At 71.7% G+C, this 25186-nt stretch carries 29 protein-coding genes; 15 read left to right on the forward strand and 14 right to left on the reverse strand.

Features of this window, described 5'->3' with window-relative positions; translation table 11 throughout:
* Positions 1-109: 109 nt before the first annotated feature.
* Complete coding sequence (locus tag E1182_RS14685; RefSeq protein WP_132265214.1) at positions 110-1507, reverse strand: choice-of-anchor Q domain-containing protein; 1398 nt, start codon at positions 1505-1507, stop codon at positions 110-112.
* 478 nt (positions 1508-1985) lie between these two features.
* Positions 1986-2360 carry a DsrE family protein gene (locus tag E1182_RS14690; RefSeq protein WP_132265216.1) on the reverse strand — a complete coding sequence of 125 codons (375 nt, stop codon included), beginning with the start codon at positions 2358-2360 and terminating at the stop codon, positions 1986-1988.
* A 12-nt stretch (positions 2361-2372) separates the two neighbouring features.
* On the opposite strand from E1182_RS14690, the gene mtfM reads away from it, so the two are divergent.
* Positions 2373-2477 carry a small membrane protein MtfM gene (gene mtfM, locus E1182_RS32825; protein ID WP_267897534.1) on the forward strand — a complete coding sequence of 35 codons (105 nt, stop codon included), beginning with the start codon at positions 2373-2375 and terminating at the stop codon, positions 2475-2477.
* Between the two features lie 3 nt (positions 2478-2480).
* Entirely contained in the window at positions 2481-3083 is a 603-nt protein-coding gene (locus E1182_RS14695) for an FABP family protein (RefSeq protein WP_132265219.1), read from the forward strand.
* 67 nt (positions 3084-3150) lie between these two features.
* Here E1182_RS14695 and E1182_RS14700 read toward each other — a convergent pair whose 3' ends face one another.
* Positions 3151-4002 carry an aminotransferase class IV gene (locus tag E1182_RS14700; RefSeq protein ID WP_132265221.1) on the reverse strand — a complete coding sequence of 284 codons (852 nt, stop codon included), beginning with the start codon at positions 4000-4002 and terminating at the stop codon, positions 3151-3153.
* A 92-nt stretch (positions 4003-4094) separates the two neighbouring features.
* Here E1182_RS14700 and E1182_RS14705 point away from each other — a divergent pair, with 92 nt between their 5' ends.
* From E1182_RS14705 to E1182_RS14720, 4 genes are all read left to right on the forward strand, one after another.
* Entirely contained in the window at positions 4095-4499 is a 405-nt protein-coding gene (locus E1182_RS14705) for a Fur family transcriptional regulator (protein WP_132265276.1), read from the forward strand.
* Complete coding sequence (locus E1182_RS14710) at positions 4496-5608, forward strand: folate-binding protein YgfZ (RefSeq protein ID WP_132265223.1); 1113 nt, start codon at positions 4496-4498, stop codon at positions 5606-5608. Before E1182_RS14705 ends, E1182_RS14710 begins: the two co-directional genes overlap by 4 nt.
* A 125-nt stretch (positions 5609-5733) precedes the next feature.
* Entirely contained in the window at positions 5734-6561 is an 828-nt protein-coding gene (locus E1182_RS14715; protein ID WP_132265226.1) for a 3-keto-5-aminohexanoate cleavage protein, read from the forward strand.
* Between the two features lie 83 nt (positions 6562-6644).
* Positions 6645-7604, forward strand: a complete 960-nt coding sequence (locus E1182_RS14720; RefSeq protein ID WP_132265228.1) for an asparaginase — start codon at positions 6645-6647, stop codon at positions 7602-7604.
* A 140-nt stretch (positions 7605-7744) separates the two neighbouring features.
* On the opposite strand, the gene E1182_RS14725 is transcribed toward E1182_RS14720, so the two are convergent.
* A complete protein-coding gene (locus E1182_RS14725; RefSeq protein ID WP_132265230.1) occupies positions 7745-8554 on the reverse strand; it encodes an alpha/beta fold hydrolase in 810 nt (269 codons plus the stop codon).
* Positions 8555-8664: 110 nt separating this feature from the next.
* On the opposite strand from E1182_RS14725, the gene E1182_RS14730 reads away from it, so the two are divergent.
* The 7 genes from E1182_RS14730 to E1182_RS14760 all read left to right on the forward strand — a co-directional run bounded on the left by E1182_RS14730 (position 8665) and on the right by E1182_RS14760 (position 12954).
* Positions 8665-9315, forward strand: coding sequence for a helix-turn-helix domain-containing protein (locus tag E1182_RS14730; protein ID WP_132265232.1), 651 nt, complete (start codon positions 8665-8667; stop codon positions 9313-9315).
* Positions 9312-9947: a hypothetical protein gene (locus tag E1182_RS14735; RefSeq protein WP_132265234.1), complete on the forward strand. Its 636-nt coding sequence runs from the start codon at positions 9312-9314 to the stop codon at positions 9945-9947. Before E1182_RS14730 ends, E1182_RS14735 begins: the two co-directional genes overlap by 4 nt.
* 72 nt (positions 9948-10019) lie before the next feature.
* The gene (locus E1182_RS14740) at positions 10020-10334 is read left to right on the forward strand and encodes a DUF2516 family protein (RefSeq protein ID WP_132265236.1); all 315 of its coding nucleotides are present in this window, start codon (positions 10020-10022) and stop codon (positions 10332-10334) included.
* Positions 10331-11218: an alpha/beta fold hydrolase gene (locus E1182_RS14745; RefSeq protein ID WP_132265238.1), complete on the forward strand. Its 888-nt coding sequence runs from the start codon at positions 10331-10333 to the stop codon at positions 11216-11218. The genes E1182_RS14740 and E1182_RS14745 overlap by 4 nt, the downstream gene beginning before the upstream one ends.
* Before the next feature lie 67 nt (positions 11219-11285).
* A complete protein-coding gene (locus E1182_RS14750) occupies positions 11286-11540 on the forward strand; it encodes a type II toxin-antitoxin system Phd/YefM family antitoxin (RefSeq protein WP_132265241.1) in 255 nt (84 codons plus the stop codon).
* The gene (locus tag E1182_RS14755; RefSeq protein ID WP_132265243.1) at positions 11537-11911 is read left to right on the forward strand and encodes a type II toxin-antitoxin system VapC family toxin; all 375 of its coding nucleotides are present in this window, start codon (positions 11537-11539) and stop codon (positions 11909-11911) included. The genes E1182_RS14750 and E1182_RS14755 overlap by 4 nt, the downstream gene beginning before the upstream one ends.
* Positions 11912-12036: 125 nt before the next feature.
* Entirely contained in the window at positions 12037-12954 is a 918-nt protein-coding gene (locus E1182_RS14760) for an SDR family oxidoreductase (protein WP_132265245.1), read from the forward strand.
* Here E1182_RS14760 and E1182_RS14765 read toward each other — a convergent pair.
* Complete coding sequence (locus E1182_RS14765) at positions 12945-13922, reverse strand: YafY family protein (RefSeq protein WP_132265248.1); 978 nt, start codon at positions 13920-13922, stop codon at positions 12945-12947. The genes E1182_RS14760 and E1182_RS14765 overlap by 10 nt on opposite strands.
* 102 nt (positions 13923-14024) lie before the next feature.
* On the opposite strand from E1182_RS14765, the gene E1182_RS14770 reads away from it, so the two are divergent.
* The gene (locus E1182_RS14770; protein ID WP_132265250.1) at positions 14025-14819 is read left to right on the forward strand and encodes an EI24 domain-containing protein; all 795 of its coding nucleotides are present in this window, start codon (positions 14025-14027) and stop codon (positions 14817-14819) included.
* Positions 14820-14872: 53 nt separating this feature from the next.
* Here E1182_RS14770 and E1182_RS14775 read toward each other — a convergent pair whose 3' ends face one another.
* The 9 genes from E1182_RS14775 to E1182_RS14815 form a co-directional block, all read right to left on the reverse strand.
* Positions 14873-15769 carry a GNAT family N-acetyltransferase gene (locus tag E1182_RS14775; RefSeq protein WP_132265253.1) on the reverse strand — a complete coding sequence of 299 codons (897 nt, stop codon included), beginning with the start codon at positions 15767-15769 and terminating at the stop codon, positions 14873-14875.
* Positions 15770-16183 (reverse strand): RidA family protein, encoded by a 414-nt coding sequence (locus tag E1182_RS14780; RefSeq protein ID WP_132265255.1) that lies wholly within the window; start codon positions 16181-16183, stop codon positions 15770-15772.
* 64 nt (positions 16184-16247) lie between these two features.
* The gene (locus E1182_RS14785) at positions 16248-17093 is read right to left on the reverse strand and encodes a hypothetical protein (protein ID WP_207914305.1); all 846 of its coding nucleotides are present in this window, start codon (positions 17091-17093) and stop codon (positions 16248-16250) included.
* 243 nt (positions 17094-17336) lie between these two features.
* The gene (locus E1182_RS14790) at positions 17337-18344 is read right to left on the reverse strand and encodes a LacI family DNA-binding transcriptional regulator (protein ID WP_132265260.1); all 1008 of its coding nucleotides are present in this window, start codon (positions 18342-18344) and stop codon (positions 17337-17339) included.
* Positions 18345-18363: 19 nt separating this feature from the next.
* A complete protein-coding gene (locus E1182_RS14795) occupies positions 18364-19743 on the reverse strand; it encodes a GH1 family beta-glucosidase (protein WP_132265262.1) in 1380 nt (459 codons plus the stop codon).
* A gap of 40 nt (positions 19744-19783) precedes the next feature.
* A complete protein-coding gene (locus E1182_RS14800; RefSeq protein ID WP_132265265.1) occupies positions 19784-20614 on the reverse strand; it encodes a carbohydrate ABC transporter permease in 831 nt (276 codons plus the stop codon).
* Positions 20611-21594 (reverse strand): carbohydrate ABC transporter permease, encoded by a 984-nt coding sequence (locus E1182_RS14805; protein ID WP_132265267.1) that lies wholly within the window; start codon positions 21592-21594, stop codon positions 20611-20613. Before E1182_RS14805 ends, E1182_RS14800 begins: the two co-directional genes overlap by 4 nt.
* A 72-nt stretch (positions 21595-21666) precedes the next feature.
* Entirely contained in the window at positions 21667-22968 is a 1302-nt protein-coding gene (locus E1182_RS14810) for an ABC transporter substrate-binding protein (RefSeq protein WP_132265269.1), read from the reverse strand.
* 261 nt (positions 22969-23229) lie between these two features.
* Positions 23230-23988: a maleylpyruvate isomerase family mycothiol-dependent enzyme gene (locus E1182_RS14815; RefSeq protein ID WP_132265271.1), complete on the reverse strand. Its 759-nt coding sequence runs from the start codon at positions 23986-23988 to the stop codon at positions 23230-23232.
* A gap of 71 nt (positions 23989-24059) precedes the next feature.
* On the opposite strand from E1182_RS14815, the gene E1182_RS14820 reads away from it, so the two are divergent.
* Positions 24060-25151 carry a UDP-N-acetylmuramate dehydrogenase gene (locus E1182_RS14820; protein WP_132265273.1) on the forward strand — a complete coding sequence of 364 codons (1092 nt, stop codon included), beginning with the start codon at positions 24060-24062 and terminating at the stop codon, positions 25149-25151.
* Positions 25152-25186: the final 35 nt, after the last annotated feature.

Raw genomic sequence — 25186 nt, forward strand, 5'->3', positions numbered from 1 at the left:
GCCCCTGACCCGCCCCCGGCTTTCGGGGGCGGGCAGACGCGCTTCTCGGCCCGAGTGTTCGGCGGTGAAGGTTCGCTCCATCCCGGCGAACAACGCGAGCAGGGTGGTCTCAGCCGATCTCGACCGCGCCGCTGTCGCAGAGCGCCGTGCCGTTGGCGTCACCGTCGCGCGGACGGGAGACGCCTCGCTGGTCGGTGGCGGGGCAGTCGAACAGCTCCGACGAGGTGACTGAGCTGCCGAAGTCCACGGCGGGGCTGCCGGCGAGCGGCATCCGGGTCGCGGTCCCCCCGCCGTTGAACCCCAACGCGCCGACGCGCGGGTTGAGCGGGGCCGCGCCGTCCCAGCCGACCTTGTCGAAGCGCTGTTCAAATGCGCACCGTCCGTTGATGAGCCCGACCACGTTGTAGCGGTGCGAGGTGAACCGGGAAGTGTCAGGGCTGTGGCAGTCGGGGGCGAAGGCGGCGTCGAAGTGGGAGCGGTTGTCCTCGTTCCCGGCCAGAATCGTTCCGCCCATGTTGACCTGGCCGCCGAAGTTCGCGATTCCGCCGCCGACCTTCTCCGGGTCGGCGCCGGACACGTTGGCCTGGTTGCCGACGATCGTGGAGAACGCGACGTTGAGGATGCCCTTCGTTGCGGTGCCGTCGCCCCGGTTGAGGATTCCCCCGCCGCTGTTGCGCGCGGTGTTGCCGCTGATGGTGCTGTTCGTGATCGTCACCCGGCCGTAATCGTTGTTGATTCCACCGCCACGCAACGAGAAATTGTTGCTGATCGTACTGCGGTCGATGTTCACCAGGCCGGTGCTGTAGTTGAAGATGCCGCCGCCGTTCGCGGTCACGCCGCCGCCGCCGAGCGGGGACAGGTTCCGGTTGTCCTCGACCCTGCTGTCGACCAGGGTCAGGACCCCCGCATTGGCGATGCCGCTGCCCTGCATCGTCGTGACGTTGTCCCGAACGGTCACCCGGGTCAGCCGTACCATTGAATCCCGCCAGATGTTCAGCCCTCCGCCGCGTATGAAGGGGGGATTCTCGTCTTCGCCCCCGTTGGTCACCGTCAGGTCGGAGAGGTGGACGGTGGCCGCGTTGTCGATCTCGAACACGCTGTTGAACCGGCCGCCGTCGATGACGGACCCATCGCCGATGATCGTCACGCTGCTGGTGATGTCCAGGTCCCGAAAGTTGTCCGCGGGGTCGACGGTGGCGGCCGACTGTCGCACCCCGCCGGCATAGCCCAGCCGGTAGTTGCCAGGCGTCAGCCGGATCGTGTCCGCGCCCGCGCTCGCGTTGGCCTGCTGCACGGCTGCCCGCAGTGAGCAGTTTCCGGCCGAGGTCCGACAGATGTTGTCACTGGGGTTGATGTCGCGACGGTCGTCGAAGCTGTCGACGGTGAAGGTGAACGCGGCCTGGGCCGGAGGCGCGAGGGCGGTCGCCCCGACCACGACGCCCACGACGACAGGTGCCACCAACAGCCTGCCGAGCCGCTGGGTACCTCTGATGATTAGGCCTTTCATCGACTTCCTTCCCCCGAGGGCGAGAACGCGCGATCGTTCCGGCGCCGGCACGCTGCGGGCGCAGGACGTCTCGATGCTTGTCCCCGTCAGGATCGGCGCCGGACGGACTCCGCGGTGGACCACTCCGTCACCACAACGCGTGAACCAGTTGGCCCGACCGCCTTCGGCAGGCGGGCTCCCTTGACCGGGCAGCCGGTGTGACCGCAGCGGCCCATAGGTCCCCTGTCGTGCTGCGGGCATCAGGCGAGGCGCTGGATGCGGACCTTCGGGCGTTCGTTTCTGAGATGGCTTTGCTAGTCGTCAGGGCATCCGGCCATCACCCTGTCGGCCGACGCCGGGACCATAGAGCCGCACATCCTCGCGGGCCTTCTCGTCGCCGCCACCATGATCGGGCTACGCGTCGAAGCAGCGATCATCGAATTTCGGGCGTGACGATCCGACGCCGGAGTGAGATCCGGGGCACTCGGGATACACGCGGTCAGTAGACCAGTGCCTGGGCCCCCTCGGCCATCGTCTCCTCGACGAAGACCGCCGCGCCGGCGATGCGTACCCCGGGCAACACGTCGCCGGGGCCGATGTCCCGCCGGGCGGCGCACTGGGTGCAGGCGGTCACCCGGCCGGTGGTGAGGATGACGTGCAGCAACTCCGCCAGCGGCGCGGAGTGCGGCAGCTCGAACTGCTCCGCCCGGCCGGGCAGGGCGAACCAGGTCGACTCACCGGTCAGCCAGAGCGACACCGGCACTCCGGCGGCCGCGGCGGTGGCGGCGACCGTGAATGCCTGGGCGCACCGCTCGGGCGCGTCCGCGCCGGCGGTGGCCTTGACGACGAGAGTGCGGGCCATGACAGCCAGCATAGGATGACCATGATGGTCACCGAGATCGGGTTCGTCAGCCTGCTGGTCGCGGGCCTCGGCGCGCTCGCCGGTGGCCTGGTCTACCTTGCCGTACGCATTTCGAGAGGACGTTGGTAATCGGTGAGCGCGAACCCGTCGGGTGAGAACCCGCTGCAACCGCCGTGGCTGAACGCGCCGCCGGTCGAGGAGTACCCGTATCAGGAGAGCCACGACCTGCGGGTCGGGCCGAAGCTGCACCCGACGCTCGACGGCCTGCTGCCGTACGTGGGGGTGTGGCGCGGGCGGGGGCGCGGTGGGTTCCCCACCATCGAGGACTTCGACTTCGGGCAGGAGATCCGGATCAGCCACGACGGTCGGCCGTTCCTGTTCTACGAGTCGCGGGCGTGGATCCTGGACGGGCAGAGCCGTCCGGTCCGCCCGGCCGGGCGCGAGGTCGGCTGGTGGCGGCCGGTGCTCAACGGTGACCGGGCCACCGACGAGCTGGAGGCTCTGATGATGACCCCGACGGGGATCATGGAGCTGCACATCGGCAAGCGCACCGGCACCCGGATCGAGTTCGCGACCGACGCGGTGCTGCGGACGGCCACCGCGAAGGAGGTCACGGCCGGCGCCCGGCTGTTCGGCATCGTCGAGGGTGCGCTGCTCTACGCCCAGGAGATGGCCGGCGTGGGCCACGCCCTCACCCCCCACCTCTCCGCCCGCCTCCTGCGGGTGGCCGGCTGACCCGGCCGCCTCCTGCGCGTGGCCGGCGGACCAGCCGTTCGGCGAGCCGGGAGAGGGCGGGCGCAGGTCAGCAGACGGGGTGGGCCAGCAGGGCCTGCAGCGGGGTGGTGAGTGGGCTGCGCGGCAACGCCACGCCGTCCAGGGCGCGGATCTCGACCAGGCCGCGGACGGACGAGGTCAGCCAGCAGCCGTCGGCCGCGCGCAACTGCGCCGGGGTCACCAGCCGCTTTTCGGCGGCCAGCCCCAGCGCGTCGGCTCGGCTGAGCAGCCAGGCGCAGGTGGTGCCGGGCAGGATGCCGGTCGGCGTGGCCGGCACCGTGCAGAGCACGTCGCCGGCCAGCCAGACCAGGTTGGCGCTGGGCCCCTCCAGCGCGTACCCGTCGGTGGAGACCCAGAGCGCGTCGTCCACGCCGTGGCGGGCCGCCCAGCGACGGGCCGCGGTGCTCACCGCGTACGAGGTCGACTTGACGCCGCTGGGCAGCCAGCCCAGCCCGGGTCGGGCCGTTGCCGCCACTCCGAGGGGAAGGGTGGCCACGGTCACACCGTCGCGCCGGGCTCGCCGGGACGCGGCCGGCACCTCGGCCAGCGTCGCGTAGATCGTGGGTGACCCGCCGCCACCTTCCGGGCCCCGCGTGCAGACCAGCCGCAGTGCCCCCTCCACCTGCGCCGGCCAGCCGGCCGCCACCGTGTCCAGCAGCCCGATCAGGGCGTCGTCCGGCGGTAGTGGCAGCTCGACGGTGGCGGCACCGGCCCGCAGCCGGGCCAGGTGGGCGGCGAGCAGCCATGGTCGGCCGGCGCGCAGGTGCATGGTCTCGAACAACCCGTCGCCGTGCAGCGCGCCGAGGTCGTCGCCACGCAGCATCGGCTCTCCTGCCGGTACGGCCCCCCGGCCCAGCACCGCGATCCTCGACGCCTCCATGACCGCCGAGCGTAGTGGCGTACACCGCGTCCCCCGGTCCGGTGCCCCGGCCGAACTATGATCGGACGGTGTCCGAATCCTCCCTCGCGGAAATGCTCCGCTCCCGTGGGCTGCGGCTGACGGCGCAGCGGCAGCTCGTGCTCCAGGCGGTGCTCGACCTGGGGCACGCCACGCCGGAGCAGGTGCACACGGCGGTCCGTGAAGTCGCCGCCGGGGTCAACATCACCACCATCTACCGAACCCTGGAGCTGCTGGAACGCCTGGGGCTGGTGAACCACACCCACCTGTCGCACGGCGCGCCCACCTACCACGCGGCCGGTGAGCACCAGCACATCCACCTGGTGTGCCGGGAGTGCGGCGCGATCGACGAGATCGAGCCGGATCTGCTCCGGCCGCTCGCCGACCGGCTCGCCACCGAGCGGGGCTTCCGGATCGACATCGGGCACGTGGCGCTCTTCGGCGTCTGCGGCAACTGTGAGGACGGGGATTTGACATGATCGACATCGCGGGCGCGGTGGCTGTCGAGGCGATCGACGAGACCAGCCGGGACCAGCCGGACCCGGAGCACCGGGCGGCCGGGGTCCGGGGGGTGGCCGCGCACTACGGCGACCCGATGCGCGAGCAGCGCACCCTGGAGAACGCCGTGGGGTTGGTGGACCGGTCGCACCGGGGTGTCGTGGCCGTGGGCGGTGTCGAGCGGATCGGTTGGCTACACACCCTGACCAGCCAGCACCTGGCCGCGTTGTGTCCCGGGCAGGGCACCGAGTTGCTGGTGCTCAGCCCGAACGGCCACGTCGAGCAGCACGCCATGGTCGCCGAGGACGGCGAGACCACCTGGCTGGACACCGAGCCGGGGATGACCGCTGGGCTGCTGTCGTACCTGGAGCGAATGCGCTTCTTCAGCAAGGTGGAGCCGCGCGACGTGACCGCCGAGCACGCGCTGCTGTCGCTGGTCGGCCCCGAGGCGGAGGCCGCCGCCGGAACGCTCGGCGTCACCGGGCTGGCCGTTCCGGACGCGGTCGCGGTGCCGGGTCCGAAGTTCCGTTCCGGCGAGCTGCCAGCGCGGCCCAGCGTGTTGTACGACGTGCGGGCGCTGCCCGTCGGGGGCTGGGCCCGACGGGGCCCGCTCGGGGTGGACCTGCTGGTGCCTCGTTCCGCCGCCGGGCAGGTGGTGGCGGAGTTGCGCGGCGCCGGGGTGCCGGTGGCCGGGCTGTGGGCGTACGAGGCGATGCGGGTGGCCGCGCGGCGGCCCCGGGTCGGGGTGGACACCGACCACCGGAGCATTCCCGCCGAGGTGGGCCTGATCGGTACCGCCGTCCATCTGGACAAGGGCTGTTACCGCGGCCAGGAGACGGTGGCCCGGGTGCACAACATGGGCAAGCCACCCCGTCGGCTCGTCCTGCTGCATCTGGACGGGGTGACCACCGACCAGCCGCCGGCGGCCGGCACTCCGGTGACGCTGGACGGGCGGGCGGTCGGTTTCGTCGGTACCGCGGTGCACCACCACGAGTTGGGTCAGGTTGCCCTCGCCGTGGTGAAGCGCAACGTCGCCAACGACGCCCGGCTGCTGGTGGGGGAGAGCGCCGCCGCGATCGACCCGGCGTAAGAGTGCCGACAGGGAAGGTCATCTGCCGGAATTCTTCCGCGTGGGCTGCCACCTGAAAGGTTTTCTTCCGCTCTGGCGGGATGCGGCTGTCGACCGGGGGCGGGCCGGGCCGCTACCATCCCGGCATGACGACAGGGACGTTGATCACGGTTGCCCCGACCGGCGCGGAGTCGGCCAAGGCGGAGGTGCCGGCCCTGCCGGTGACCCTCGACGAGCTGCTGTCGACCGCGAAGGAGTGCGAGGCGCTCGGGGCCGCCGTGATCCACGTCCACGTCCGCGACGACGAGGCGAGGCCCACCCTCGACCAGGGGCGGCTGCGGGCGACCGTGGCGGCGCTGCGGGAGGGCACCGACCTCATCGTGCAGCTCTCCTCCGGCGGCGCGGTCACCGACCCGGAGACCGACCGGCTCGCCGTGCTCGACGCCGGGCCGGACATGGCCTCCTGCACCATGGGCACGGTCAACTTCGGCGACGACGTCTTCCTCAACCGCTGGGAGTTCATCGTCGACCTGCACACCCGGATGCAGGAGAAGGGCATCGTGCCCGAGTACGAGATCTTCGACCTCGGTCACCTCACCGCCCTGCAACGGCTGCTGGGCAAGTACGGCCTGCCGCACGGCGGGCACGTGCACGTCGACTTCGTGATGGGCGTCCCCGGCGGCATGCCGGGCACCGCAGCCACCCTGGTCGCCGCCCAACAGATGCTGCGCGACCTGCCCGAGGGCACCACGTTCTCGGCCACCGGCATCGGTCGCAGCACCCTGCCGGTGCTGCTCGCCTCGCTGTCCGCCGGCGGGCACCTGCGGGTCGGGATGGAGGACACCGTCACGTACGCCAAGGGACAGCCGGTGGAGTCCAACATGCAGCTCGTCGCCCGCGCCGTCGGCTTCGCCCAGCTCGCCCAGCGCCCCCCACTGACCCCCGCCGAGGCCCGGCAACTCCTCGGTCTGTAAGGGCCGCCCGGCCGAACACCCGGTACAGCACCGAGCCGCGCCCCTGGTCGTACCGGCGACGGGTCGGCCGGTAGCGTGACAGCGTGACAGCGAGGTACGAGGGCGGCACGCCGCTGGTCGAGGTGGTCCGGTCCGGGTTCGTGGAGGGTCTGCATCGTGGTTCCGCGGTGGTCCTCGACGCCGCCGGTGCCCCGTTGGCCGGCGCGGGGGACATCACCTCGCCGATCTTCCCGCGCTCGTCGAGCAAGCCGATGCAGACGGTCGGGATGCTGCGTGCCGGGTTGCCGCTGACCGACCCGGCAGACCTCGCACTGGTCTCGGCCAGCCACGCCGGCGAGGCGTTCCACCTGGCCCGGGTCGGCAAGCTGCTGGCCCGCGCCGGCCTGGACGCCGACGCCCTGCACTGCCCACCGGATCTGCCCGTCGGCGAGGCCGCCCGGGCGGCGGTCCTACGCGCCGGGGGCGGGCCGACCCGGGTGCAGATGAACTGCTCCGGCAAGCACAGCGGCATGTTGCTGACCTGCCTCGCGGCCGGCTGGCCGCTGGCTGGCTACTGGCGGCCCGAGCACCCGTTGCAGCAGCGGCTCACCGCCGCCATCGAGGAGTTCACCGGCGAGCAGGTGGCGGCCGTCGGGGTGGACGGCTGCGGCGCCCCGGTGCTCGCCGTCTCGCTGACCGGGCTGGCCCGGGCGTACCTGCGGCTGGTTGAGGCCGAGCCGGGCGCCGTGGAGCGGACGGTCGCCGACGCCATGCGGGCGTACCCGGAGCTGGTCGGTGGGACCGAGGCGGACGACACCCGGCTGATGCGGGGCGTACCCGGGCTGCTGGCCAAGGTGGGCGCGGAGGGCGTCATCGCGGCGGCGGTCCCGGGTGTCGGCGCGGTGGCCCTGAAGATCGACGACGGTGGGGGACGCGCCCGGATGCCGGTGCTGGTCTCGGCGCTGCGCCGGCTCGGTGTCGAGGCCCCGGTGCTGGTCGAGTACGCGCAGCTGCCGCTGCTCGGTGGCGGCCTGCCGGTCGGGGCGGTCCGCGCCACCTGGTGACCTCGGCCGCCGTTCCTGCTCCGCCCAGCGCGCCTCGGACGCGGTCCTGCGACGCGGCATCCGCATTTGATTGACCCGGGAGGCCGCGAACGGCGGTGACGCCTGGCCGGCGCACCGCCGTTCGCGGTACATGGAGTTGATCAGGGGAGTTGTCGGGGCAGGAAGTCGAGCAGGGCGGCGTTGACCACCTCCGGGCGTTCCAGCGGCAGGAGGTGGGCGGCGTCCGGTACGTCGGGGAGGCGGATCGCGTCCGGCACCTCGGCCGCGATCCGGTCGGCGAGCCGGGCGATGTCCGGGACGTCGGCCGCGCCGGCGGTGACGAGCACCGGCAGCCGCAGCTCGGTCAGCCGGTCGATCGCGGGCGGGTCCAGTTCCTCGACCTCCACCGCGCTGAGCGCCAGTTCGGCGGCGAGGGCCCGCCGGTCCATCTCCTGGGCGAACGCGACCAGTTCCGGGTCGACGTCCGCCGGGTCGCGGCTCGGGCCCACCACCCAGAACCGGACCTCGCCGGCGGCGCTCGCCGCGAAATCCTCCGGGTCGACCTCGCCGACCAGTTCGTCCCAGATGTTCTCGGTCTCCTCCGACCACTCGTTGCCTGAGACGGCCGTGCCGAACAGCGCGAGCGCGCTCACCCGGTCCGGGTGGGCCAGGGCGGTGTCGATGGCCACCGCGCCACCGAAGGAACAGCCGACCAGGGCGGCCCGCTCGACGCCGAGCGCGTCCAGCAGACCGACCACGTCGTCGTGGTGGGCGAAGGGCTCGGCCGGGAGCGCGGAGTCGCCGTAGCCGCGCAGGTCGGGGACGATCACCCGGTGCCGTTCGGCCAGGGTGGGAAGCTGTCCCCGCCACATCCGCCGGTCGGCGATCCCGGCGTGCAGCAGGACCACGGCGCTGCCACTGCCCAGGCCGTCGTACGCCAGCGATGTCCCGTTGATGTCGATCTTCGTCACGTCGAGCAAGGTACGGACCGGACAACCGGTGCGCAACCGTCGCTGTGGCGTTGCTAACTGCGGCTAGCGATTTGCTTGCTGCAGTTAGCGGTGCGGGCTACCGTTGGGGCATGGCCGCACCCAAGGATCTACCCGACGTTGGCGGATTCATCCGTGACCTGCGCCGGAACGCCAAGATCTCGCTGCGCCAGCTCGCCGAGCAGGCCGGGGTGAGCAACCCCTACCTCAGCCAGATCGAGCGCGGTCTGCGCAAGCCGAGCGCCGAGGTGCTGCAGCAGCTCGCCAGCGCGTTGCGGGTCTCCACCCCGGCGATGTACCTGCGGGCCGGGTTGCTCGACGACAAGGAGAGGGAGGGCGTGCTCGCCGCGATCGCCGTCGACCCCGAACTGACGATGGCGCAGAAACAGTCACTGAGCCAGATCTACGAGACCTTCCGTCGGGAGAACGCCCGGCTCGCCGAGGCCACCGGCGCCGACCCGACGGCCGCCGGCACCCCGGCCGGGGAACCGGCCACCCCCGCCGAGGGCGGGTCGAGCGCCCCGGCGGAGCCAACTGTGCCGGCGGAGGCCGCAGCCACCGCCGGGCCGGCCGCCACCGGCCCGACCACCCCTGACGGCACCCCGACCGAGGCGGTCCTCGAATCGGTCGCCGTCACCGAGGCGGGGGCGGCACCCGCCCCCACCACCAGCGCCCGTACCAGAAAGGCCGCCCCGCAGGCGGCCCCGAAGGCCGCCGCGGCGGTCGAGGAGGAACAGTCATGACCCAGCCGAAGACCAACCGCATCCCGGCCCCGCTCTACGCCGCTGCCGGCGCCGGCGAGCTGGCCTACCAGCAGCTGCGCAAGCTCCCCACCGTGGTGGGCGAGCTGCGTGACAAGGTCGTCACCGACGGCGCCAAGGTCGTCACCGAGTTCGGCGGCAAGGCCGTCGTCACCGGCGTCGAGCTGCGCCAGAAGGCCACCGAGACCTTCAAGACCGCCAACCACACGGCCGCCGGGCTGCGCGCCAAGGCGGTCCCCGCCGACCTCGAGCTGGACAAGCTGCGCGAGGTCGCCACCCGCAACGCCGCCGCCGTCCTGGCCGGCGCGCAGGCCGCCCAGGAGCGGGCGCTTGCCGCGTACGGCGCGCTGATCGCCCGGGGCGAGCGAGTGGTCGGCGCCGGTGTCCTGGAGGCCGCCGACACCGTCAACACCGACATCGAGACCACTGACGCCAGCGTGGCACCCGAGGCGAAGACCGAGGACGCCGCGCCCAGCCCGGTCGAGGTCGCCGAGGCCGTGGCGACCAAGCCGAGGGCCGTCCGTCCGCGGGCCACGAAGGCCGCCGCCAAGCCGGCCACCCCGTCGGCCAAGCTGCCGAAGACCACCCGGCGGACCCGGCCGGCCGCCGAGTAAGCGACCGCACCGGTACGACCCCGGAGGCGTCCTGCGGGACGTTTTCGGGGTCGTCGCCGTATGCTGGCCGTCATGGCCATCGCCGCGCCGATCTTCGTCTTCGCCGTCATTGACGTGATCAACCTGGTCCTGCTCGTCTTCGCGCTGATCGTGCAGGGTGTCGCTCTGGTGCACGCGATCACCCAGCGGGGCGACGGGTTCGCGGCGATCGGCACCCTGCCCAAGGGGGGCTGGGTCGCCATCCTGGCGGTCTGCCTGGTGCTCACCCTGCTCGGTTTCGGAGCGCTCAGCATCTTCGGACTGATCGGCATCGCGGCCGGCCTGATCTACCTGCTGGACGTCCGGGTCGGGCTGCGCGACCTGCACGACGGCAAAGGGTTCTGGTGAGGGGCTTCCGCTGGCCGCCACCACCCGACAGCGGTCCCCGCACCTGGGGGCCGGGACCGGGCGCCCCGCGAACCGGGCGACCGGCGCTGCCCGAACCGGAGACCGAACTCGTCGCCACGCCGCACGACGTGTGCCTGGAGCGGCTGGTGACCGGCGCCGGTGACCCGATCACCGTCTTCGCGCACGGGCTGGGCAACGGAATCGCCACCACCCGGCCGTTCGGCAGCGCGGTAGCCGGCCGCAAGATCTTCTTCCAGTTCCGGGGGCACGGCCGCTCCGACGCGCCGCCCGGCCCGTGGAGCTACCTCGATCTCGCCCGGGACCTGCGGGCCGTCGCCGACCTCGGCGGCGCGACCCGGGCCTTCGGAGCCAGCCTCGGGGCCGGCGCGCTGTGCCGGCTGCTGGCCGACAGCCCGGACCGCTTCGAGCGGCTGGTCCTCCTGCTGCCCGCCGTGCTGGACACCCCGCGTGGGCCGGTCGCCCGGCAGCGGCTGACCGACCTGCTGGACGCGGTGTCCACCGGGGACGCCGCGACGGTCGCCGACGTCGTCTCGCTGGAACTTCCGCCATCGGTGCGGAACACGCCGGCCGGCTGGGCGTACCTGCGACAGCGCCTGGACCAACTGCTCCGCGACGGGTTGGCGCCCGGCCTGGCCGACCTGCCCGAGCAGGCCCCCCTGGCCGATGTCGCGGCGCTCGCCACGGTCACCGCTCCCGTACTGGTCATCGGTTGCGTCGGCGACGACCTGCACCCGGCGCACGTCGCCGAGGAACTGGCCGCCGCGCTGCCGCACGCCACCCTGCACGTGTACGACCGGCCGGGGTTCGGCTGGACCGACCGCGCCGACCTGCGAGACCGGATCTCGACGTTCCTGAACGGGTGACCGGTCCGGTCAGCCGGAGCCGCTTCCGGCGGGTAGGCTAACGTGTTAGCTAACCGGGAGGTTGGGCATGTCGGCCGAAGCCGCGCACTACAACATGCATGACGCCAAGACCCATCTGTCGCGCATCATCGAGCGAGTGGAGCGCGGCGAGGAGGTCATCATCGACCGGGCGGGCACCCCTGTGGCGAAGGTCGTGCCGTTGGTGCGGCGGGTCAATCGCACCGCGGTCGGCTCCCTCGCGGGCCAGTTGGACCTGTCGGGTGACTGGGATTCGCCCCAAACTAATGCCGAGGTCGCCGCCGACTTCGGCATTGGCGCATGAGCCTGCTGCTGGACACCCACGTCGTGCTGTGGGCCATCACGGGGGATGCCACTCTCGGCGTGGAGTTTCTCGACCGACTGCGCCACGACCCGGACATTTTCGTGTCTCCGGTCAGCCTGTGGGAGATCACCATCAAGCAGACGGCCGGGAAGCTCGCCGGACCACCTGACCTCCCCGAACAGGTACGGGACATGGGCTTTCGTGAACTGGCGGTAACCCACGCCCACGCGATCGCCGCCGGCCGCCTCCCACTCCATCACCGCGACCCCTTCGACCGGATGTTGGTGGCGCAAGCTGCCACCGAAGGCTTGACGCTGGTCTCCCGGGATTCGTCGATCGCGCTGTACGACGTGGACACCCTCAAGGTGTGACAGGCAGGTGGGCGGCGCGGACACCGAGCCGCCGATCCCGGAGAGCAGCAGGTGCATGCCGGCGAGCACGATCTGTCCGAAAAACTGGACTTCGGTTGTCAGGTATCCCTGACACGCTCGGTGGCATGACGACGAAACCGCTGGAAGGAAAGATCGCACTGGTGGCCGGGGCGACGCGGGGCGCCGGCCGGCAGATCGCGGTCCAGCTCGGCGCGGCTGGCGCGACCGTCTACGCCACCGGCCGCAGCACCCGGGCCGGCCGCTCCGAGATGGACCGGCCGGAAACCATCGAGGAGACCGCCGAACTGGTCACCGCCGCCGGGGGCACCGGCATCGGGGTACGGGTCGACCACCTGGTGCCCGAACAGGTACGCGACCTCGTCGCCCGGATCGACGCCGAACAGGGCCGTCTCGACGTGTTGGTCAACGACGTCTGGGGCAGCGACCACCTGATCACCTGGAACGAGCCGCTCTGGAAGCAGCCCCTGGACAACGGCTTCCGCACCCTGCAACTGGCGGTGCACACCCACCTGATCACCAGCCACTTCGCGCTGCCGCTGCTGATCCGCAACCCGGGCGGTCTGGTGGTCGAAATCGGCGACGGCACGAAGGCGTACAACGACGAGCACTACCGGCTGTCGGCCTTCTACGACCTGGCCAAGACCTGCGTGAACCGGCTCGGCTTCGTCCTGGCAGAGGAGCTGAAGCCGCACGGCTGCACGGCGGTGGCCCTCACCCCCGGGTGGCTGCGCTCGGAGGCGATGCTGGAACACTTCGGCGTCACCGAGGAGAACTGGCGCGACGCCATCGCCAAGGAACCGGACTTCGTCATCTCGGAGACCCCGGCGTACGTCGGGCGGGCGGTCGCCGCGCTGGCCGCCGATCCGGACAAGGCCAGGTGGAACGGCAGATCCACCGACAGCGGCGAGTTGGCGACGGTGTACGGCTTCACCGACCTCGACGGCAGCCGACCGCAGGGCTTCCGCTACATCACTGAGGTCGTCGAGGGCGGGAAGAAGGCGGATCCGGCCGACTACCGCTGAGGGTCGTACAGCTGGCCGAGCCGGCGGGCCGCCTCGGCCAGCCGTACCCGCAGCTCCGGCGGGTCGAGCACCTCCACCTCCGGCCCGAGCCGCAGCACCAGGTCGTACGCCACGTCGACGGACTCGACGGGCAGCCGGGTGCGCACCCACCCCTGCCCGTCGGGTTTGCCGGCGGCGGCCAGCGCCTCGTCGTACACGACGGGGGTGTCGGCCGCCCAGCGCAGCGCGCGCAGGCCGGCGGGGCTGAGCCGGACGGTGATCCGCTCGCGCAGCATCGTGCGCAGGAATGCCGCTGCCTGCTCCCGCCAGTAGCCGCCCAGGTCGAAACCCTCGTCGCGGGTGAAGGTGCGCTCGTCCGGCACGACGTCGAGCACGCGGTCGACCCGGTAGGTGCGCATCGCGTCGCCGACCCGGCCGACCAGATACCAGGTGCCACTCTTGAGCACCAGCCCGTACGGCTCGACCCGGCGGACGACCTCCCGGTCGCCGCGCCGGTAGCGCAGCTCAACCGTCCGGTCGGACCAGACGGCCCGGGCCAGCTCCGTCAGCCGGGGCGGCGGTGGCGACTCGCGGAACCAGCCGGGTACGTCCAGGTGGAAGCGCTGACCGGTGCGAGCCGGCGCGTCGCGCAGGCTTGGCGGCAGCGCGGCGAGGACCTTCAGTTCGGCGGAGGCGACCGCCTCGGCGAGCCCCATGTCGCCGGCCGGTCCGGGTAGCCCGGCCAGGAAGAGCGCCTCCGCCTCGTCCCGGGTCAGTCCGGTCAGCCGGGTGCGGTAGCCGCCGAGCAGCCGGTAGCCGCCCGTGCGGCCCCGGTCGGCATAGATGGGCACCCCGGCGGCGGAGAGCGCCAACACGTCCCGGTAGACGGTCCGCTCGGAGACCTCCAGTTCGCGGGCCAGTTCCGCGGCGGTCATCGTCTCCCGCGACTGCAACAGCAGCACCAGGGAGATCAGCCGGGACGCGCGCACCGCCCCATCCTGCCGCTCCCAGCCGCCGGACCGGAGCCGGGCCGGTGCCGTGATCGACGGCAAGCCGGCCCGATCGGTCGATGACCACTAGGCTCTGCGATCGTGACCGCACCCCGTAACGTGGCCGCACCGGTGACCGGCGCGGTCGGCCGCTTCTTCGCCGGCGTCGGGCTGCTCCTGCGCGGCCTCGGCCTGTACGTCCGCAGCCCCGGCCTGATGCTGCTGGGCGTCGTCCCGGCGCTGATCTCCGGCGCGCTCTTCGTGACCGCGTTCGCCACCCTCGCGTACTTCGTGGAGGACCTGGCCGCCTGGGTCACCCCGTTCGCCGACGACTGGCCCACCAGCACCCGCAGCCTGACCCGGGTGATCGCCGCGCTGGCCTTCCTCGGGTTGGGCGGGCTGCTCGCGGTGGTCAGCTTTACCGCGGTCACCCTGGTCCTCGGCGATCCGTTCTACGAGAAGCTCTCCGAGCGGGTGGAGGAGCGCCTGGGTGGCACGCCGGGAGCGGTGGAGGTGCCGTTCTGGGCGTCCCTGCGACGCAGCGTCGCCGACTCGCTGCGGCTGGTCGGCCGCACGGTGCTCTTCGGGATTCCCCTCTTCGCCGCCGGCTTCATCCCGGTGCTCGGGCAGACCGTGGTACCGGTGGTCGGGGCGCTGGTGGGTGGTTGGCTGCTCGCCGTGGAACTGACCGGGGCGCCGTTCTCCCGGCGGGGGTTGCGGCTGGCCGACCGCCGATCGATCCTCAGGGCGGACCGACCCGCCACGCTCGGCTTCGGCGCGGCGGTCTTCGTCTGCTTCCTGATCCCGCTCGGCGCGGTGCTCGTCATGCCGGCCGCAGTCGCCGGGGCCACCCTGCTGGCCCGGCGGTCGCTCGGCCAGACCGTCACGGAAGACTGACCTGGAGAACGCCCTGATCGAGCACCGCCGGGCGGGTGGCCGAAGCCGGTTGATCAGGGCAGCGTGCGCAGGCAGGACCACTGGGACGCGACCGGCCGGTAGCCGAGCCGGGCGTTGACCGCCAGCATCGGCGCGTTCGTCTCGTCGTTCGAGGTGTACGCCGTGTGCACCCCGCGGCTGGCGGCCCGGTGCAGGGCGGCCCGCTTCACCAGGGCGGCCAGCCCCTGCCCCCGGTGGGTCGGCAGCGTGCCGGTGAACTCCGACCACATCCGGTCGCCGTCCCGTTTGACCAGACTGAGGGCGACCAGCGTGCCGTCCATCTCGGCCACGACGCTCGCCTCCCGGTCCAGTCCCGGGTTCTGCCAGACCTCGTACTGCCAGCTGTCGTAGCTCATCGCGTCCACCGGGGCGTCGCCCGGTACGTCGCGGGCCGCCTCGGCGTCCAGCCGGTGCAGCCGGCGTGGCCCCACCTCCGCCGCCGACAGCAGACGTACGCCCGGCGGCGGCTGCGGCAGCGGCGGCGCGGGCCGCAGGTCGAGGGCGGAGTAGCGCGTCTCCCGGCTCGGGGTGAAGCCGTGCCGGCGGGCGAACGGCAATGCCTCGGGCCGGGCCGAGGTACGCACCCGACGGGCCCCGATGGCGCGCAGATGCGCCAGCGCGGCGGTGAACAGCGCGGTGCCGCCGCCCCTGCCCCGGTGCTCCGGATGGACGTGCAACAGGGAGATCTCCCCGAAGCCCGGCTCGGAGGTCTGGTTGTTGCGGTACGCCGACGCCCAACCGACCACCCGGCCGTCGGCCTCGGCGACCCAGCCGGCCCAGTCCTCCCCGGGCGGTGGGTGCGCGATCAGGTGGCGGGTCGACTCCACGCCCCGCACCAGGTAGGGGTGGACGACGGCGCGCAGCGCCACCACCTCGGCGGCGTCCTCCGGAACGGCGGTGCGGATGCGCACTCAGCCCGCCTCGCGGACGGCGGCGACGGCCTCGACCTCGACGAGCTGGTCGGAGTACCCGAGCACAGCCACCCCGAGCAGGGTGCTCGGCGGATCGTGATCACCGAAGGCGTCCCGGACGACCTCCCAGACCGCCACCAGATCGGCCTGGCGGGACGAGGCCACGTACACGGTGGTCTTGACCACGTCGGTGAGTCGGGCGTCGGCGGCGGCCAGCGCCGTCTCCAGGTTCGCCATCACCTGGCGGGCCTGGGCGACCGGGTCGCCGGGCGCCACCGTCCGGCCGTCGGCGTCCAGCGGGCACGCTCCGGCGGTGAACACCAGCCGGGCCGGCGGTTCGACGGTGGCGGCGTACGCGTACTCGGCGACGTCGGAGAGCACGGGTACCCGGACCAGCCGGTGCGGTGCGGTCATGCGCGGAAGATAGCGACGGCGCGGCGCGGACTCCACCGAATAACGATCCCGGCGGGACCGTGCCTCACCCCCCGCTCATCGCGCGGTAGTGCCGCCACAGGTCGTGGTAGGGAATCGTGCCGCCCTCGGCCTCGGCCCTGTACCACTCCCCGGCCCAGTGCACCAGCAGCACCCGCTCGACACGGGACGGGATCAACCGGCCCGCCTCGACCCGACCGATGTCGAGCCCCGCCCACTGCTCCTGGGGGATGCCGGGATCGTTGGTCGCCGCGGCGATCGCCGACAGGCTCGAGTACGGCCGGCCGGAGGTCACGATCAGGTAGTTCAACAGGGGCTGCTCCCGGCAGAGCAGTTCCATGTGTGGCGCCAGTGCGAGTGGGGCGGCCAGGGACCGGTGGACCTGCGCCGGGTCGATCAGGCCGGCTCGGGAGGCCACGAAGCCCGTGCTGGCCGCGTACTCGATCTGCTCGGTCGTCAGCGCGCCGGTGTCGTGTATCGAGTCCCGCCACACCCACTGACGGATCTGGGGGATGTTCGAGTGTGAGGTCACGAAGTCGTACCGGGCCAGGTGGTCGAACACGAAATCGACCGGCTCCAGCATGATCGTGTCGGAGTCGACGTAGACGAACTCGTCGAAACCGCCAGTCCACATGGCGAGCTTCCGGTAGTGGCCCATGGTGACGCCCTCGTGGAACTCCCGGCTGATCGCGTCGCACTGCCGCAGGATGTCGTCGTCGCCCCAGACGGTGAAGCCGTACCGTCCGGCGAGCGACCGGAGCCGGTCGACGTCGTCGGCGAACGGTACGAGGCACAGGGGAAGGGTCGGGTTGTACGACCGGAAGCTGTTGAGGAACGCGACCACCCGGTCGAGGATCGCGTCGTTGGCCAGGAAGTAGACACCGCGCTTCACCACTGCCTCCCGGTGTGTGGCCAGCCTCGGTGGTCGACGCGCAGGGCCGCGCGGTGCGCTCCGGGCCGGGGGTCAGCCGTCAGACAACGGAATGCCGGCGGCACGACCGAGCGTACGCAACCCGTACACGGATAGCTAGATCCGTCGATTCGCCGACTCGACGAGGCACTGCGGGAACACGTCGAGAAGGGCCGCTGCCCCGATCCGGGGTGTCGCGGAGCGCCGCGACACCCCGGAGGGCGGTCAGGCCGACTCGCGGAGCACCAGCTCGGTGGGGAGGATCAGCGCCTCGTCGATCATCTCACCGGCGGCCTTGCGCAGCAACTGGCGGGTCATCGCCCGGCCCAGCTCCACGATCGGTTGGCGGACCGTGGTCAGCGGCGGGTCGGTGTACGCGGCGGTCTCGATGTCGTCGAAGCCGATCACCGCGACGTCGTCGGGCACCCGCCGTCCCGCCTCCCGGAGCGTGCGCAGGGCGGCGTGCGCCATCAGGTCGGAGGCGGCGAAGACCGCGTCCAGGTCGGGGTGGGCGGCCAGCAACTCGCGCGTCGCCGACGCCCCGGACTCCCGGGTGAAGTCCCCGTACGCGACCAGCTCGACCAGCCCCGCCTCGGCGATCACCTCCCGGTAGCCGGCCAGCCGCTCGATGCCGGCGACCATGTCCTGCGGGCCGGCGATGGTGCCGATCCGGCGGCGACCGGTTCCGATCAGGTGCCGGACCGCCCGGACCACCCCGCCCACGTTGTCCACGTCGACGTACGGCACCCGGTCGCCGTCGAGCGGCCGGCCGGCGCAGACCACCGGGATACCCAGCCGCATCAACCTGCCGGGCAGCGGATCCGCGCCGTGCAGCGAGGCGAACAGCACCCCGTCGACGTGCCGGCCGGTGGTGTACCGCTCGACCCGTTCGTGACCGGCCGCCGAACCGGCCAGCATCAGCACCAGCTGCTTGTCGGCGGCCTCCAGTTCCTGGGCCGCGCCCCGGATGATGCCCGGGAAGACCTGGTCGTCGGAGAAGACCCGGGTGGCCTTTTCCGGCATGACCAGGGCGACCGAGTCGGTCCGCTGGGTGACCAGGCTGCGGGCGGCGGCGTTGGGCACGTACCCCAGTTCGGCCACGGCCCGACGGACCGCCTCCTGGATCGGCTCGGCGACGGTGGTGGAGCCGTTGACCACCCGGGACACGGTCGCCCGGGACACCCCGGCCCGCCGGGCGACCGCCTCCAGGGTCGGTCGCTGTGCCGTCGTCATCCCCGTAACCACCACCTCGTCACAGCCCGTTCCGGGAGATCACCTCCTGATACCACCGGGCGCTGGATTTCGGTGTGCGCCGCTGGGTCAGGTAGTCGACGTGGACGATCCCGAACCGCTTCTGGTACCCCTCGGCCCACTCGAAGTTGTCCAGCAACGACCATACGAGATAGCCGCGCAGGTCGACGCCCCGGGCGATGGCCTCGTGCGCCGCCCGTAGGTGTCCGTCGAGGTAGGCGATCCGATCGTGGTCGAGCACCCGCTCGCCGCCGTCCGGGTCCTCGGTGCCGGTCTTGTCGGGGAACGCCCCACCGTTCTCGGTGATCATCAGCGGCAGCCCCGGATAGTCGCGGCTGATTCGCTCCAACAGCCGGGTCAATCCGGCCGGCTCGATCATCCAACCCATCTCGGTCGTCGGGCCGGTCGGCGCAAGGAACTCCACCGCGCCCTCGGTGCCCGGGTACGCGCTGCCGCCGGCACCGTCGGGCCGGCCGGCGACGTACGTCGGGGCGTAGTAGTTCAACCCGAGCAGGTCGATCGGCGCGGCGATGATCTTTTCGTCGCCGTCCCGGAGGAAGGTCGGCTCCACCAACCGGGAGAGGTGCTCCAGCACGTCCTGCGGGTAGCCGGCACCGGTCAGCGGGTCGAGGAAGATCCGGTTGTGCAGGCCGTCGACCAGGCGCACGGCGGCGGCGTCCGCGGCGCTGGTCGGGTCCGCCGGCTGCGCGTCGGCCGGGTTCAGGGTGATCCCGACGATCTCCGCGCCGGCCGACCGCAGTGCGCGGGCCGCCAGGCCGTGCCCCAGCAGCAGGTGGTGTACGGCGGCGAAGGCCGCGCCCGCGTCGCGCTCGCCGGGGGCGTGCAACCCGCTGCCGTAACCCAGGTAGGCCGAGCACCACGGCTCGTTGAGCGTGGTCCAGGTGCGGATCCGGTCGCCGAGGCGGGTGTACACCGCGACGGCGTAGTCGGCCAGGTGGGCGGCGGTGTCCCGGTTGGTCCAGCCGCCCCGGTCCTGCAACGCCTGCGGCAGGTCCCAGTGGTAGAGGGTGACGATCGGGTCGATGCCCCGCTCCAGCAGCGCGTCGGTCAGTCGGTCGTAGAAGTCCAACCCGCGCGGGTTGACCGGGCCGGTGCCGTCCGGTCGGATCCGGGGCCAGGACACCGAGAACCGGTACGCCCTCAGCCCCAGCTCGGCCATCAGCGCCACGTCGTCGGCGTACCGGTGGTAGTGGTCGCAGGCGACGTCGCCGGTGTGGCCGGCGAAGACCTTGCCGGGCGTACGGCTGAAGGTGTCCCAGATGGACGGGCCGCGCCCGTCGTCGTGGGCCGCTCCCTCGATCTGGTACGCGGCCGTGGCCGCACCCCAGACGAAGTTCTCGGGAAATCGGAGTTCGCTCACGTTTCTCTCTTCCGTTCGCGGCAGGGCTCGCGGTATCGGCTCACGCCTTTACCGCGCCTTCCATGATGCCGCCGATGATCTGACGACCGAACACGATGAACACCAACAGCAGGGGCAGGGTCGCGATGGCGGTGCCGGTGAACACCTGCGACATGTCCTGGTAGTACCCGTCCGAAAGGGCCCGCAACGACAACTGCACGGTCGGGTTCTCCGGGTCGTTGAGCACCGCGTACGGCCAGAGGAAGTCGTTCCAGGTGGTCATGAAGGTGAGCAGGCCGAGCACGGCGGCGGCCGGGCGCAGCGCGGGCAGCACCACGTTCCAGTAGATGCGGGCGGTGTGGCAGCCGTCCATCCGGGCCGCCTCGATCAGTTCGGTGCTGACCGCCTGGCCGGCGTACTGGCGCATCATGAACACTCCGAACCCGGTCACCAGCGCGGGCACGATCACCGCCGGCAGCCGGTCGTTCCAGTTGAGCTTCGTCATCAGCATGTACAGCGGGATGACGCCGAGTTGGGTCGGCACCATCATCGTCGCGATGATGACCAGCAGCAGCGCGTTGCGTCCCCGGAACCGCAGCTTGGCGAAGGCGAAGCCGGCGAGGGTGGAGAAGAAGACCACCGAGACGGTGACCGAGACCGCCACGATCGTCGAGTTGACCAGGCCGGTCAGGAAGTGCGCGTCGGTGTTGGCGAAGAGCCGGGCGAGGTTGGCGCCGAGGTTGTCGCCCGGGGTGAGCGGGGGCGGCACCTGTCCCATCGCGTCGTTGGTGCGGCTGGCCACCACGAACATCCAGTAGATCGGGAAGATCGACAGGACGGCGGTGACGATCAGTGCCGCGTAGGTGAGCCGGCCGGCGGACCAGAGTCTCATCGGGTTCCCTCCCGCCCGCCGCCGAGGCGGCGCAGCACCAGCACGTTGATCGCGGCGACGATCGCGATCAGGGCGAAGAGCAGCCAGGCGACGGCGGAGCCGTAGCCGAAGTTGTAGTGCGGCGCGAAGGCGTTCTCGAACATGTACATGGTCATCGTCTGCGACTCGCGCAGCGGGCCGCCGCGGATCGCGTTGGTGCCGGAGTTGAAGAGGCGGGGCTCGGTGAAGAGTTGGAGGCCGCCGATGGTGGAGATGATGACCACGAAGACGATCGTCGGCTTGAGCAGCGGGACGGTGATCGACCAGAACTGCCGGGCCCGGCCGGCCCCGTCGATCGCGGCGGACTCGTACAGGTCGCGCGGGATGGCCTGCATCGCGGCCAGGAAGATCAGCGCGTTGTAGCCGGTCCACCGCCAGTCGACCATGGTGGAGATGGCCACCCAGGAGGCGAGGCGGTTCGCCTTCCAGTCGATGGTGTCGATCCCGACCAGGTCGAGCAGCCAATTGATCATTCCGAACTCGCGGCCGAAGAGTACGCCGAAGACGATCGCCACCGCGGCGGTGGAGGTGACGTTCGGGACCAGCACCGCCATCCGCCATCCGGTCCGTCCGCGGAGCTGCCGGTTGAGCAGGTTGGCCAGCCAGAGCGCGAGGAGTAGCTGCGGCACCGTGGAGAGGACGAAGATGCCCAGGGTGTTGACCACCGAGTTCCAGAAGTCGGGGTCGGACATCAGCTGGCGGTAGTTCTGTGCCCCGACGAAGCTCGGACTCGCGCCGAGCAGGTCCCAGTCGTGCAGTGACACCCAGAGGGTGTAGCCCAGCGGGTAGAGGCCGAAGACGGCGAAGAGCAGGAAGAACGGGGCGATGTAGAGGTAGGGCGAGAACCGGGTGTCGAGCCGGGCGAGCCGGTGGCCCCGGTCCGGGTGGCTGCGCCGGGGCGCCGGTGCGGCCGGCGGCCGGGCGTCGAGCTGGACGGCCATGCCGTGGTCTCCTTTTCCGCCGTGCGGGCCGGTCCGGTGGTGCTCCGGGCCTGCCCGCACGGGCGACTCGGGCTACTTGGCGGCGGCCTTCTTCGCGTTGGTCACGGCGTCGGTCCAGCCCTGCTCGGGGCTGCGCTGCCCCAGGTCCACCGTGCGGACGGCGTTCTCCACCTCGGTGCGCACGGCCTGGTTCTTCGGGCCCATGTAGACCGGCTTCAGGCTCTTCGCGCCGGCGCTGAAGATCTTTCCGACGGGTGCGCCGGAGAAGTACGCGTTGGACGAGTCGGTGATCGCCGGGTCGTCGAGCGCCTGCGGCGAGGACGGCAGGGCGCCCTTGGCGTGGAACGCGCCGATCTGCCCCTTGGCGCTGGTCAGGAACTTCGCCAGTTCGATCGCCTCGGCCTGGTGCTTGCTCTGCTTCGGCACGGCGAGGAAGGAACCGCCCCAGTTGCCGCCGTTGCCGGGGACCTGCGCGATGTCCCACTTGCCCTTGGCGCCCTCGCCGGCGTTGCCCTCGATGACTCCGGTCATCCAGGACGGGCAGGCGATGGTGGCGAACTTCGACTGCTTGAAGGCGGCGACCCACTCCTCCGACCAGGAGCCGTACTTTCCGGACAGCCCGGAGTCGATGATGTCCATGGTGGTGTCGTACGCCTGCCGGACGGCCGGGTTGCTGTCCACGACCAGGTTGTCGCTGGTGTCGTAGTAGCTGTAGCCGGTGGTGTTCCCGGCGGTCTGCAGCAGGATGGTGTTGAAGGTGTTGGTCGCGCCGTCGAGGAACGACGCCCCGGTGTTCTTCGCGGTGAACTGCTCGCCGACCGCGATGTAGTCCTGCCACGTCGGCCAGAGCTTGGACACCTCGTCCCGCTCGGTGGGCAGGCCGGCCTTGGCGAACAGGTCCTTGCGGTAGCACATGGCGATGCCACCGACGTCGGTGCCGAGGCCGATGAGCTGCTTGCCGTCGGCGGTGAGGCCCTGGTTCCACTTCCACTCGAGGAAGTTGCCCCTGAGGTCGGCCGCGCCGTGGTCGAGCAGGTTGACGAAGTTCTGCGGATTGGCCTTGTACTCGACCAGCAACCCTTCCTCGATGGCGACCACGTCGCCCGCGCCCTTGCCGGCGGCGAGCCACTGGGTCAGCTTCGGTGAGTACTCGTCGAGGTTGCTGCCGGTGCCCCGCTCGACGATCTTCACGCCGGGGTGGCTGGCCATGTATTCCTTGTAGAGCGCCTCGTAACCGAACTGGCCGAAGACGTCCACGGTCAGGGTGATCGTTCCGTCGCCCGGGGCGTCGCCACCACCGCAGGCGGTGGCACCCAGCAGGGCGGTGGTGGCGAGCAGGGCGGCCAGGCGGCGGCGGGAAGAGATGCCCGTCATCGATGGGTTTCCTCTCAGGTCAATCGGGTGGTGGAGCGAAAGAACCTGCTGGTGAGCGAATCGCAGCCGGCGCCCGACCAGGACCATGAAGGCTGAGAGAGCGCTCTCACACCAGCGTGGTGGGTGCCTCGGCCGCTGTCAAGAGAGCGCTCTCAAACGGGTCTGGCAGCGGGTTGACCCGATCGACAGGCGAGCTAGGCAGGGCCGACGACAGAAGCGGCCGTTCCGCAACGGAACGGCCGCTTCTGTCGTCGAGCGGGGTCAGCCGACGCGAAGACCCGCCAGCAGGGCGCGGTCGCCGACCACCCCCAGGGTGTCGAAGCTGATCCGACCCCAGAGCGCGAGCAGTAGATCGCTCGCGGTGGCGCCGACCTGAACCCGGGCGTGGTGGTCCTCGTGCCCGAAGACCGTGGCGGTGTCGAGCAGGGCCACCCCGTCCCCGCGCAGCCGCAGGTACCACTCCTGGGCCACGTCGGTCGCGACCAACTGCACCACCCCGTGCCACTGGCCGGTCGTCGCCCGCCGCCCCGCGGGCAGCCAGGTGTCCAACACCTCGCCCACCCCGTCCGCGGCCAGCTTCGCCTCGATCGGATCGCCCGCGGCGATGGCGAGCTGGGCGTCCCAGCGGTGCACCGCCGTCTCGTGCGCCATCCGACGCAGCCAGAAGGCGGCCTTCTTCGGTTGGGGGGCCCAGTTCCAGGCCGGAGCCTCCGGGTCGAGGCTCTCGAAAAGGGTCATGAGCTGGTCGTACTCCTGCTGCCAGAGCTGCGGCGCGGTGAGCCCGGCAGGCAGTTGGGCGTCGTCCCGCCGCCCCGGCCGGGTCGCTTCGCCGGAGCCGGCGAAGGATCGTACCCAGTGGTAGATGCCGGCGAGGTGCAGCGTGAGATCGGCGACCGTCCAGCCCGGACAGGAGAGCACCGGTGTCTCGGGCGGGGCCTCGGCGACCGCCGAGGCGAACACCGGGCCGTCGGCCCGCAGCGCGCCGATCCAGAAGTCCTTCGTGCCGTGCAGTCTGCTCATCGCACTCCTCCCCGGGGGTGACCGGGCCACCAGTGGGTGCCGCGGCTGCCCCTCAGCCTAGGGTGAAAGACGTGTCTGACGTCTACGCCGAACCGACGACCGCCGCCGGACCCGCCGACCCGTCCGCCCTGGCGCGATACACCACGCTCCGCCTCGGTGGCCCCGCCGGCCGGCTGGAGACCGCCGTCAGTGCCGAGGAAATCGTACAAAAGGTTCAGGAAGCGCAGGGCCGGGACGATCAGGTCCTGATTCTCGCCGGTGGCAGCAACCTGGTGGTGGGTGACGAGGGCTTCCCCGGCACGGTCGTCCTGGTGCGGTCGCGTGGGCTGCGGGTGGTGGCGGAGGAGGCCGACACCCTCACCGTACGGGTCGAGGCCGGCGAACCCTGGGACGAGCTGGTCGCCGCCACCGTGGCCAACGGCTGGTCCGGGCTGGAATGCCTCTCCGGCATCCCCGGCTCGGCGGGTGCCACCCCGATCCAGAACGTCGGGGCGTACGGCCAGGAGGTCGCCGAGGTCATCGCCGGTGTCCTCGTGTACGACCGCCGCGACGGCGGGATCAGCCGGCTCGACGCCGCGGACTGCGGCTTCGCGTACCGGTCCAGCATCTTCAAGTACAGCGACCGGTGGGTGGTGCTCTCCGTCGACTTCCAGCTGCACCGCTCGCCGCTGTCCGGTCCGGTTCGCTACGCCGAACTGGCCCGGGCGCTCGGCGTCGAGGTGGGCGACCGGGTACCGCTGGCCGATGCCCGGGCGACCGTGCTGCGGCTGCGCGCCGGCAAGGGCATGGTGCTCGACGCCACCGACCCGGACACCTGGTCGGTCGGCTCGTTCTTCACCAACCCGGTGCTCGACCGGGGGGCGTACGAGTCGCTGCGGGAACGCGCCACGGAACTGGGGGAGCCACCCTCCTGGCCCTGCCCCGGTGACCTGGTCAAGGTCAGCGCCGCCTGGCTGATCGACAAGGCCGGCTTCGGCAAGGGCCACCCCGGGCCGGGCGGCACCGCGATCAGCGCCAAACACACCCTGGCGCTGACGAACCGCAGCGGGACCGCCCGGACCGCGGATCTGGTCGCCCTGGCCCGCGAGATCCGCGACGGCGTCCAGCGGCGTTTCGGCGTCCCACTGCACCCCGAGCCCGTTCTCGTCAACTGCCACCTCTGATCACCCACCGAGCCGGCCGGGCCCGGTGGGTCAGG

It is taken from the genome of Micromonospora sp. KC721, from assembly GCF_004348355.1.
Lineage (GTDB): Bacteria > Actinomycetota > Actinomycetes > Mycobacteriales > Micromonosporaceae > Micromonospora.